The following is an 11400-nucleotide window of genomic DNA, read 5'->3' as shown; positions in this document are numbered from 1 at the left end:
CCTCTTTATTATCGGTAATTCATAGGCTGTTTTTGTGCTTCATCATGCCGTATATAATGTTTACAAGTCATCTGATTGCCGCAGTAAGGCACTTCCTTTTTATTACACTGACTACTCTATAGAACGCAGTTGAGAAGTTTAGTAAAATAGATCAGCATTTTCCCCATGCTCTTTTTTTAATTGCTCCGCTATTTCTTCAAATGTATATATCTTTGCCTCTTTCTTAGTTCTCTCAACAAGTTGAAACTTTACGTCTAGCTCTGAACTATAACCAGTAGGAATCATGGGATAGACAGCCATAGGCGTTGAAAACAGCTCATGTTTAATTACAGGGACACCTAATCCTAACTTTTGTCTCACTTTAAATAGATTAATTAGTTCCATAGGTACAAGACCAAAATATAGAAACTCCTCATCTTTCCATTTAGTTCCCGTAACACCGATTCCATTTAAATGATACTCACATAAGCTATCCCAATACTCATCCTCAATTTCATTGAATGAATGATCCCACTCAGCTACAATTCGCTCATAGATACCTAATCCATCACCGTATTGCATGACCTTATCTTTTATAGGATTCGGTATCCCTAGTTTCTCAATTAAGTAATGTATCAAATACGTACTTGGGTATACCTTTTGCTTAATGTATTCCTTATTATTCTTATACTCATCTCTTACTAAATCAGCAGCAGCTTTTGTTAATAGTAGTTCTATTAAATCTATTCTTTCCACATACAACGCATAATTTAATATTGGTGCAATTGGATCAATTAAAGGAAAACTAGCACCTGTATATGAGTAAGCATCGAATTGTGCAGTACGTTCAAAGAATTTCCAGCATTCATCATTACCTTGAAAAAGAAGATTTTTAGCAGCAATATGGTTACAATTAGGCGTTCCAGATAAAGTTTCATAAACAACATTAGTATTTTTCTTCAAATTCCTTTTTTCAGAGAAAAAGGAATAGTCTTCATAGAAATTTTCTTTAGTATCACACTGATTAATAACCTCATCATATCTATATCTCTTCAGTGCTTTTTTAATCAGATTATGTTTAAATTGCGGTTTTATTTGCACTTAATCTTAATTCTCCTTTTATCAACATTTATTTGTACCAATTTATATTTTAAAGTACCTTGAGTTTGTGCATTTCTAAGTTGTCTCATTAAATCATTTTGATACTTCGGCATATTACCCCAGTGTCCGTTTTCATTTTTTATTATTTTTTGAATATTATTTTTTGTCCATGTAGGCATATTTGATTTAGAACTATAACCTCTTCTACTTGATTTGACTTCTATAACATTGAGTTCACCTGTTGCACGATCTATTGCAACTAGATCAAAGCCTTGGTTTGATTTATTTTGTACCGAGCCTAAAACATTAAATCCGTTGCTACTTAGGTATTTAGAAGTGATTTTTTCTCCCCAATCACCTAAATTTTTATTACCAAAATTCATTACTTGACCCGCCGTAAATAAACCAAGAGGATCGAATTGAATATTTGGATTACTTACATATCCATACAAAGTCGGATTCCCACCAGCAAGCCCAATAGGATCTTGTTGTAAATACATTCCCTCACTTGGAGAGTAGTATCGGAATCTGTTGTAATATAATCCGATCTCCATGTCCTCATACTGTCCCTGATACCTAAACGGAATGAAATCCTGCTCACCCGTGAACTCCATCACTCGTCCATAAATATCAAGCTCAGCCGACCAAACCGAATTACCTTCTTCATCATAGGCTTCTACAGGCGTTCCTAGATAGTCACAAATAATACTGTAGTTACCATCATTCGTGATTTTAGCTGAAGGTACAAACCCATCATTAAACACCCATGTGACTAGATTATCAGGTATTTCAGACTTTTTCAGTGAAGAATATTCCTCTAGATCTTCAAATTTATCTGAATCATTCTGCGAGAAATACTCATGCAGAATAATATTCCCATCCCATACAAATTTCATTATCTTTTCGTCGGAACTCTTCTCTATTCGTCTACCTAGCGAGTCATACTTGAAAGTAACTTCTGTGTTGTTAGGCTTGATGACCTTCGACATCATGCCATTACCATAGTACTCGTACTTCCAAGTATCACCATTCTTCTCAACTTTCTCAATCAGATTACCTTCATCATCATAAGAGAAGGTTGCCTCTTTCGTTTCAAGTAATCTGCTTCCGGTACCATAAACACGATCTGTCTTTTCTTTCGTTTCATACAAATTCCCGACATCATCGACACTTCGGTGTAAGAAGTCAAATTGACCGCCTTGATTGGACCAGACGAGGTTACTGAATTCATCGTAGCCATAGGTAACTTTTACACCCGTTAACTCGTTGACCATGCTTCGTAATCGATGATTGACGTCCCAATTATACACGCGTCTTCGTGTATCTCGATTTTGGCTACTTATTCGATGGTGCGTTGGTCTACCAGCTACATCATACTGCCACTTGTTGATGACATCTCCTGGTAAGATCCGCTCAATCTCTTGACCGAGTTCATTGTACTGCATTGACGCTGTCCAATGTGCTTGCTCTGAGCGAGAGGCTGTGATTTGTGACACATTTCCCATCTCATTACGAGCGACATCGATTTTTGCACCCAGGCTACTCGTAATCTGTGAACGGTTTCCTAATTCGTCATAGCTACTCGCAATCCAATGGTCATTTTGCCACTCCTTGATTACTTGCCCAGATGAGTCGCGTTCCAGCTTTATAATCACATGCTCATTTTCAGTCTCAATTAACGAACCATTTTTGTCATAACCAAACGTTTCCCATGTGTCATCATAATAATCAACTCGAATGACATTTCCTAGATTATCATGCTGATACGCTGTAAAACGATCACCTGGACGTTGAATTCTCTGAACCAATCCAGCCAGACTTCGCTCATACGTTCTTTCTATCTCATCAAAGCCGATTTCCTTGATGATATTGCCTTTCGTATCGCGTTCAAACTGGTACGCTTCGCCTTTTTCATTGATGACAGTGTTTAACTGCTCCTCTGTATCATAGGTGAATTTGACTTTCTTCCCACCTTGTTCTCGGGATATTAAACTGCCAAGAATGGTGTAATCAAAGGCTACTTGCGTATGGTTATCTTTTGCAAAAACGACATCGTCATATGCATTGTACTTTAATTGAACGTCGTTACCATCTGATAGATTTGCACGTACAAGACGATTCAAGTTATCATATCGGAACTTCTCAGTAGCCCCTAGCGGATTGGTCGTTGTTGTGCAGTTACCACTACGGTCATATGCCCATGTCGAACTTGTCCCGTCTGGCAATGTCATTTGACTTAAGTTCAGATCAGCATCATAGGCTAAGCTTTAGATGGATATAAATCAACATTTAGGTATTATTACGAAAGAACAAAAGGGCAATAAAATCCTTTTAACTGGATTTATTGCCCTTTTTAAATTAAGCTTCAAATCATTTTGAAGAACTTAAAGACTTGTTGCAAGTCTAGATACTTTCATTAATTTTTCCTTTTATTCAAGAAAAAATACCGAACTTTTTTATCTAAAGAAAAGAAAAATGTTAGCGTGGAACCTCTTTGTGCATCGAAAGGTATCAAAACTTACAATCAATATTTTCGATAAAATGGAACTGTTATCATAGTAAATACTGGAATCCGGTTGTTTATACCAACTTGTAGTAAACATTGATATTTTTTTATTCTATTATTTTGCAACTCACCAACTCTAACATACCAATTATTGGGTGGTGCAACTGAAATATAGTAACCTAAACCATTTTCCTCATAAACATGGTAAAGAGAAGATATTCTAGAGCTTGTAGGATTGGATTTATAAATATGCGCATTAACGATTACTTTTATCACATGTGTTTCGGGATATAAGTAACTAGACTGGCTCATCAAATTGGTAAGTATTCTGAATAGTCTTTAACAGTTCTGTTTTTACATATGCATATTGTTTTCATATCGAAATAAAAGAAAGTTTCGTGTGCAAATTAGCTACTACCAATCTCTTTCCCTAAGGGCATCCTCAACATCAATACCTATCTTAAAATATTGTAAAATCGATTCTACTGTATTAGCAATAGAATCTCTTGCAACAGTCTCTATTTCACTATTATTTTGTTCAAACTCACCTACCAAACCGTTAATAGCCATTGTCATTTCATCAAGTTTACTTTGAATCTTATCTACTTCATGTTCCCCTTTTTCTATAAATCGAACAACTTGCAGAACACATTCCTTTACTTTATCTACTAAAAATTCTGGATAAAATGGATCGTTATACATATTAATTAAATAATTAATTTTAGTTCCTTGTTCTCTTTGTTGGTTCTCATTTTTAGCCTCTACTCCAAACTTCGGAACTCCAGCTTGCCACATTTCTTCAACAGTTTTCAATGGATACTTATCTTCACCAATCAACTGTTGCTCCTTTAATGGATCAATCCACTTATTATTATCTATCGATATAATTAATCGACGTAGTAGTTGGTATCCAGTATTAAATCCAACAAATTCATAGTCATTTAAAATGTTTGAATCGTTTCTATCAATGTTATAATGAATAATCTCATTACCCATAATACCTTGATCACCAATTTTTGGATCTATTTTCACCAAGTTATAAATCAGTTGGTTATCGCTATAATCAGACCGATTCCCCCACTGTGCTCTGTCACTACTAATGAAAAGCTCTGGGATTGGAACTTTCAAATTAGGACTAATATTTTTTGCTACCTTTCCCATCGATGATGTTTTAAAAAAACCTTTTAAAACCATACATACTCCAAATGGTTTCAAATTATTTAAGTCAAACGGCTTCTCATTAAAATTATTACTTTCACTCGTGATATTAAAAAAAGCAACATATGGGTTTTCTAATAATTGAGCAATGATGTATAAATCTTCTTTTAATTGTATTGAATGAATATCGTTTTTCTTCCAGCTAAACCTTTTTAACATATCAACACCCTTTCTTACCTTTTTTTGCAAACTGAAATATTCGCTCGTTTTTTCAATTCCGCATCTGCCGCTTCTTTATACTTGTCTCTTTTAAGATTATTTTTCCCTACAGGATTTTGCTTATTATCAACTTGATCTCTTCCATATTTTTTAACGTTTTCCTCGAATCCATATTGTTCCAGTCCACGAGCGGTGTTTTTACCGTTAATATCATCGCCTCGATATACAACTTTAGGTTGGTAATCCGGTACTTTCGGATTTGCAGGATCATATCCTCCGGGATAACGATAATCCAGAACTTCTTGCGCAGTTTTTCCTGTTCCTGGTATACTTGCATAACCTGTATAGCTTTTGCCATTTCTTATACCTTCATAAGTAATATGTGTTCTCCCAGCACCTGTACTTACATTTAGTCCAAATGGATCTATCCAAATATTCGGATCAAAAACGTATGCATATAATGTTGGATTTCCATCAGCAAGTCCAATCGGGTCAATTTGAGTATAATTCCCTTGTTCTGGGTCGTAGTATCGGAATCTGTTGTAATATAATCCGATCTCCATGTCCTCATACTGCCCCTGATACCTAAACGGAACGAAATCCTGCTCACCAGTAAACTCCACCACTCGTCCATAAATATCAAGCTCAGCTGACCAAATTTGCTTTCCATGTTCGTCATAGGCTTCAAAAGGCGTTCCTAGATAGTCACTAATAATGCTGTAATTACCTTCATTCGTGATTTTAGCTGAAGGTACGAACCCATCATTAAACACCCATGTAACTAAATTGTCTGGTATTTCTGAGTTGTTCCGTGAAGAACACTCCTCTTTTAATTCATCTGAATCTCCCTTCGAGAAATACTCATGTAGGATAGTATTCCCATCCCAAACGAATTTCGTTCTTTTTTCGTTTGAACTCTTTTCAATTGTAAGCCCGTAATCAAATAACGCATATAAACAAACAGTCACCTCCGGTACGATAAATGTATCAAAAATTAGAGGAGGTGCTTCTTTATGTCAACTACCAAACTAACAATTGTCCCTGTGACACTAGATCCGATCACTGACAACTCATCATCAACAACTTCACTACAAAATTCTCCTGAGCCGAGCTGCATCATTAAAACAACTAGTGCTGAAATTTCCTTCTTTAATGGCGTAGATGAGCGCATCATCCAAACGATTCTGAAGGAGTTGAATAATCAATGAAGCAAGATTTTACGAGCGTGCAGAACATCTACATTATTTGCGGTAAGACCGATATGCGTAAAGGTATTGACGGTCTCGCAACACTCATTCAGGATGCTTTTAAACTTGATCCATATAGTGATTCCATCTTCTTATTTTCTGGAACGAGTAAAGACCGATATAAATGTTTGTATTTTGATGGAGATGGCTTCGCCATACTTTATAAACGATTAGATAATGGCAAACTGCAATGGCCAAAAGATGAAAAGGAAGTACGAAACCTTTCACAAAAGGAACTTCGCTGGCTTTTAGAAGGTTTATCTCTTCAGCAGCCAAAGGCAATTGCGAAATCTGCAAAAGGTGTCTTTTAAATTTACTTTCTATAATGGTATAATCAACCATAACTTATATTGAACGAAATGTGGTGAATGATTTGATGAGCACTTCTAACGAAAAAGTGATTCAACTTCTTGAAGAACAACTTGCGTATATGAAAAACCAAAACAAAGATTTATCGAAACAAATTGAAGTGCTAACAGAACAAGTTCGCCAATTAACAAAAGCTTTATACGGCTCTAAATCAGAAAAATCAAAGTATCAAGCACCAGACGGGCAAGGCTCTTTATTCGATGACGATCCATCTTTTAACGAATCTGAGCACACAGAAGAACAAAGCACGCCAACTGTTACCTATACCGTTGTCCGTAAACTACATAAGAAAAAACGGAATGATTCTTTTCATGATGGGATTGAAATAGAAGAAATTCACCATCATCCCATCAATACACAATGCGACTGTTGCCTTGGCCCAATGACCGAAGCCGGTACAACTATTGCGCGTGAAGAAGCAAAATTCATTCCGGCAAAAATGATGCGCATTCAGCATATTGAACATGCCTACGAGTGCAAGCACTGCAAAATGGATGCCACACAAAAAGCACAAATGAAACGTGGGAAAGCCCCACAAGCTGCCATTCAGCGAAGCATCGCGGGACCTACCGTTCTAGCAAAACTTATCTATGATAAGTTCATCCAATACTTGCCTCTTTACCGTCAGGTAAAGGAGTGGGAACGATATGGCCTGCTTACGAATGATAAGAACTTATCAAACTGGGTGATCCGTGCAGCTGAAGATTGGCTTCTACCGGTATATGAACAGATGAAGCAGACATTAACAGCAAAATCTGTTCTGCATGTAGATGAAACCTATGCGCAAATAATCAAACGTTCAGACGGAAAATCCGGTCAATCGAACGCCTATAATTGGGTGTTCCGAAGCGTGCCAAGTCAAGGACCGATCATCGTTCTTTTTCAAAGCGCTTTATCGAGAAGCCGTTCTGTATTAGAAGACTTTACAGCTGGTTTTCCTGACCAAACCCTATTACCTTCATCATCATAGGCTTCAACAGGCGTTCCTAGATAGTCACTAATGATACTGTAATTACTTTCATTCGTGATTTTAGCTGAAGGTACGAAACCATCATTAAACACCCATGTTACTAAATTGACTGGTATTTCAGATTTACTCTGTGAAGAACACTCCCCTAGGTTTTCAACTTCACATGAATCTTCCTCCGAGAAATACTCATGTAGTATAGTATTTCCATCCCATACGAAACTCATTGTTTTCTCGTCAGAACACTTCTCTATTCGTCTACCTAGCGAGTCATACTTGAAAGTAACTTCTGTGTTGTCTGGTTTGACGACCTTCGACATCATCCCATTTCCGTTATATTCGTACTTCCACGTATCACCGTTCTTCTCAACTTTCTGAACGAGATTACCTTCTTCATCATAAGAGAATGTTGCCTCGCTCGTATCAAGCAATCGACTTCCGGCACCATAGACACGATCTGTCTTTTCTTTCGTTTCATACAAATTCCCGATATCATCGACATTGCTGTGTAAGAAGTCAAATTGACCGCCTTGATTGGACCAAACGAGGTTACTGAATTCATCGTAACCATAGGTAACTTTTACACCTGTTAACTCGTTGACCATGCTTCGTAATCGATGGTTGACGTCCCAATTATACGCGCGTCTTCTTGTATCGCGGTTTTGGCTACTTATTCGATGATGTGTTGGTCTACCTGCTACATCATACTGCCATTTGCTAATGACATCTCCCGGTAAGATTATCTCAATCTCTTGACCGAGTTCATTGTACTGCATTGATGCTGTCCAATTTTCCTGCTCTAAACGAGAAGCCGTGATTTGTGACACATTCCCCATTTCATTACGAGCGACATCGATTTTTGCACCTAAGCTACTCGTAATCTTTGAACAATTGCCTAATTCATCATAGAGCAAGGAGTAAGCACACTGAAGAAACAGTTCCACTTCTAAACAGGAAAACATATGTAAAGAAAGAACTATTACTCCTCTTTACACATGTTTTGGAATCTTTATAAATAGCTTTATTCTGCATCTTTTGCTGGCAATGCTGATCTAAGCAAATAACTCATGTTATAAATTTCTTATTCTTGAATATATGAGTATATATCGTCCTCTGATAAATCAAATAAATTCATCTTAACATTTTCATAATGTGCTGATGAAATCTTTAATACTTCTTTAAGAGAAATACTGATTATATAGAAATCACCATCTTCAATAGCCAAGAAATCACCATCAGATAAATCCCTTAAGTGTAACATTCTACGGTCTTCTACTTTAACCTCAAATACTTCACTCTCATTAAAGTTTCGAATTCCCCAAGATAACAATTTCCTTTTTATGGTTCCTTCTATTTCTTTTTCTTTTACTTTAACAAAGTCAATATTTATTTTACTTAGGTCTAAATCAAATTGGATTAATTCAACATCAGAGGAGACGCCTGCAATTACTCCGTTGTTAAAAAAAATCTCAAGATTTACATCTTTGCTCATATTTTTATTAAATATTTTAACACCTGTAATAGAAAAACTTTTTTCACCTTTTTTTTCATATTTTTTCACAACTTCTCTATGAAATGAAACTCCAATATAATTATCTAAATATCCAGTTACCGGAAAAATGCCTTGTAAAATTCCTTCCTTTATTTGTTTTAAATAAATTGAATATTTACTTGGTAGTTTTTCTAAAACTGCTATCAGCCTTTTATTAAACCAGTCAACTTCAATTTCAAAAGATTTTTTTTTACGAAAAAAACCAAACAATTTAATCACTCCTAACTCGTTCTTATAATTTACCTACATTTCTTTGATGGGAACTTAGTAAACCAGTTATATTTTTCAAACCATCCAACATCTGGTTTAATCCATTTTTTTAGAAATTTAAATCTATATCTATCAATTATAGAATGTTGTATAGTATTCAATTTCCACACATTAATCTGTTATTTACTAGCCAATCCGGCAAATTATATCTCCTTTGTATACGCTGTGTAATAAACATGTGATGATACTCTGTACTAATTCTTTGGTCTCCAATCATTGCCAAAGTCTCTGTTCCACCCCGGGTCTTTTTGTATGCTGCGAAATTTCGTGCTTGTTCACTTTTAGATAGCTTACCTTTCAAACCAAAAGGATCTATCCAAGTATTTGTGTCTTTCACATACCCATATAAAGTAGGATTATTCCCTGCAAGCCCAATAGGATCTTGTTGTAAATATATCCCCTCACCTGGCGAGTAGTATCGGAATCTATTGTAATTTAATCCGATTTCTATGTCCTCATACTGCCCCTGATACCTAAACGGAATGAAATCCTGCTCACCCGTGAACTCCATCACTCGTCCATAAATATCAAGCTCAGCCGACCAAATCTTTTTACCTTCTTTATCATAGGCTTCTACAGGCGTTCCTAGATAGTCACTAATAATACTGTAGTTACCTTCATTCGTAATTTTAGCAGAAGGAATGAACCCATCATTAAACACCCATGTTACTAGATTGTCAGGTATTTCAGACTTGTTCTGTGAAGAATCCACCTCTAGATTTTCAAATTTATCTGAATTATCCTACGAGAAATACTCATGTAGAATAGTATTCCCATCCCACACGAAACTCATTGTTTTTTCGTCAGAACTTTTCTCTATTCGTCTACCTAGCGAGTCATACTTGAAAGTAACTTCTGTGTTGTCTGGTTTGATGACCTTCGACATCATGCCATTGCCATAGTACTCGTACTTCCACGTATCACCATTCTTCTCAACTTTCTGAATCAGATTCCCTTCATCATCATAAGAGAATGTTGCCTCTCTCGTTTCAAGTAATCTGCCACCGGCGCCGTAGACACGATCTGTCTTTTCTTTCGTTTCATACAAATTACCAATATCATCGACACTACGTTGTAAGAAGTCAAATTGACCGCCTTGATTGGACCAAACGAGGTTACTGAATTCATCGTAACCATAGGTAACTTTTACACCTGTTAACTCGTTTACCATGCTTCGTAAGCGATGATTGGCGTCCCAATTATACACGCGTCTTCGTGTTTCGCGGTTTTGACTACTTATTCTGTGGTGTGTTGGTCTACCTGTAACGTCATACTGCCATTTGCAAAGTAAGAACCAAATAATCCCCATCCTTATGTAGATGGGGATTTAAAGTATTATATAGATAACTTGTTCGAGACTATGCAAGTGGTTGGAAAAGTGTTGACCAAGGAAGTCATTAGTCTAAAGCATTCTTATTTTATATCTGGATAATTATGTTCCATAATAAAACATAATTGTTTATACTTTTTTTCAAAGTTTTTTCTAAAATATTCTTTACCTTCTTTAGATAACTTTTTTTCTTCAAAAGCCCAAGATAATAAATATTCTTGAAAACTATTATCTAAATCTAAATCTAATGGAATAATTTTATCTACAGATACTTCATTATCGTTAGATGTTGTGATAATTTTCCTTGCCCTTATAATAATAGGTAATTCTATCCATTCTCTGTAAGGACCTACACTTTTTATCATTTCTATATCATTTAAAAAACTGAAAATAATCTTATCAGAAACAAGATCATTTATAAAAAATTTTCTCATAAACGAAATACGTTTATTAATGTCATTTATCTCAGAAAATAAGTTTATAAAATCAGAGCTTTTTTTTATTAAAAAAACACTAGTAAAGTTTATAAAATACTCAGCACAACTTTGTATCATCGTTTTTGATGGGGTATCATACTCAACTTCCATGACTAGAGAGAGTGTTTTTGAAAACTCTTTTTTATTTAACCAAAGATTTTTCATTCTTTCTTCATCTCTATAATAGTAAATTATTATACTTAGAATATCTGTTTTTTCTTTCATT

11 protein-coding genes and 1 pseudogene are annotated in these 11400 nt (G+C 35.6%); 3 read left to right on the top strand and 9 right to left on the bottom strand.

Annotated elements, in window-relative coordinates:
- Positions 1 to 138 precede the first annotated feature (138 nt).
- The 4 genes from ABH966_RS15180 to ABH966_RS15165 all read right to left on the bottom strand — a co-directional run bounded on the left by ABH966_RS15180 (position 139) and on the right by ABH966_RS15165 (position 5931).
- Positions 139 to 1080: a hypothetical protein gene (locus ABH966_RS15180; RefSeq protein WP_370079751.1), complete on the bottom strand. Its 942-nt coding sequence runs from the start codon at positions 1078 to 1080 to the stop codon at positions 139 to 141.
- The gene (locus tag ABH966_RS15175; RefSeq protein WP_427447857.1) at positions 1071 to 3311 is read right to left on the bottom strand and encodes an RHS repeat domain-containing protein; all 2241 of its coding nucleotides are present in this window, start codon (positions 3309 to 3311) and stop codon (positions 1071 to 1073) included. The genes ABH966_RS15180 and ABH966_RS15175 overlap by 10 nt, the downstream gene beginning before the upstream one ends.
- Before the next feature lie 689 nt (positions 3312 to 4000).
- Positions 4001 to 4993: a DUF5713 family protein gene (locus ABH966_RS15170; protein WP_370079750.1), complete on the bottom strand. Its 993-nt coding sequence runs from the start codon at positions 4991 to 4993 to the stop codon at positions 4001 to 4003.
- Positions 4978 to 5931: an RHS repeat domain-containing protein gene (locus ABH966_RS15165; RefSeq protein WP_370079748.1), complete on the bottom strand. Its 954-nt coding sequence runs from the start codon at positions 5929 to 5931 to the stop codon at positions 4978 to 4980. Before ABH966_RS15165 ends, ABH966_RS15170 begins: the two co-directional genes overlap by 16 nt.
- A 45-nt stretch (positions 5932 to 5976) precedes the next feature.
- Here ABH966_RS15165 and ABH966_RS15160 point away from each other — a divergent pair, with 45 nt between their 5' ends.
- The 3 genes and pseudogenes from ABH966_RS15160 to ABH966_RS15150 form a co-directional block, all read left to right on the top strand.
- Positions 5977 to 6171, top strand: coding sequence for a hypothetical protein (locus tag ABH966_RS15160; protein WP_370079746.1), 195 nt, complete (start codon positions 5977 to 5979; stop codon positions 6169 to 6171).
- Entirely contained in the window at positions 6168 to 6521 is a 354-nt protein-coding gene (tnpB, locus tag ABH966_RS15155) for an IS66 family insertion sequence element accessory protein TnpB (RefSeq protein ID WP_370079744.1), read from the top strand. Before ABH966_RS15160 ends, tnpB begins: the two co-directional genes overlap by 4 nt.
- Positions 6522 to 6586: 65 nt before the next feature.
- Positions 6587 to 7516, top strand: a pseudogene (locus tag ABH966_RS15150) (IS66 family transposase); the annotation flags it as partial.
- On the opposite strand, the gene ABH966_RS15145 reads toward ABH966_RS15150, so the two are convergent.
- The 5 genes from ABH966_RS15145 to ABH966_RS15125 all read right to left on the bottom strand — a co-directional run bounded on the left by ABH966_RS15145 (position 7462) and on the right by ABH966_RS15125 (position 11399).
- The gene (locus tag ABH966_RS15145) at positions 7462 to 8322 is read right to left on the bottom strand and encodes an RHS repeat domain-containing protein (RefSeq protein ID WP_483308139.1); all 861 of its coding nucleotides are present in this window, start codon (positions 8320 to 8322) and stop codon (positions 7462 to 7464) included. The pseudogene ABH966_RS15150 and the gene ABH966_RS15145 sit on opposite strands and share 55 nt — an antisense overlap.
- 305 nt (positions 8323 to 8627) lie before the next feature.
- On the bottom strand, positions 8628 to 9308 hold the full coding sequence (locus ABH966_RS15140) for a hypothetical protein (protein WP_370079738.1): 681 nt from the start codon (positions 9306 to 9308) through the stop codon (positions 8628 to 8630).
- Positions 9309 to 9465: 157 nt separating this feature from the next.
- Positions 9466 to 10080 (bottom strand): RHS repeat domain-containing protein, encoded by a 615-nt coding sequence (locus tag ABH966_RS15135; RefSeq protein ID WP_370079736.1) that lies wholly within the window; start codon positions 10078 to 10080, stop codon positions 9466 to 9468.
- A 30-nt stretch (positions 10081 to 10110) separates the two neighbouring features.
- Positions 10111 to 10677 (bottom strand): RHS repeat domain-containing protein, encoded by a 567-nt coding sequence (locus ABH966_RS15130; RefSeq protein WP_370079734.1) that lies wholly within the window; start codon positions 10675 to 10677, stop codon positions 10111 to 10113.
- A gap of 104 nt (positions 10678 to 10781) precedes the next feature.
- On the bottom strand, positions 10782 to 11399 hold the full coding sequence (locus ABH966_RS15125) for a hypothetical protein (RefSeq protein WP_370079732.1): 618 nt from the start codon (positions 11397 to 11399) through the stop codon (positions 10782 to 10784).
- Position 11400: the final 1 nt, after the last annotated feature.

Source organism: Lysinibacillus sp. RC46 (assembly GCF_041262385.1).
Taxonomy (GTDB): Bacteria; Bacillota; Bacilli; order Bacillales_A; family Planococcaceae; genus Lysinibacillus.
Note: the sequence above shows the minus strand (reverse complement) of the source record. Positions and strands in the feature narration are given on the sequence as shown.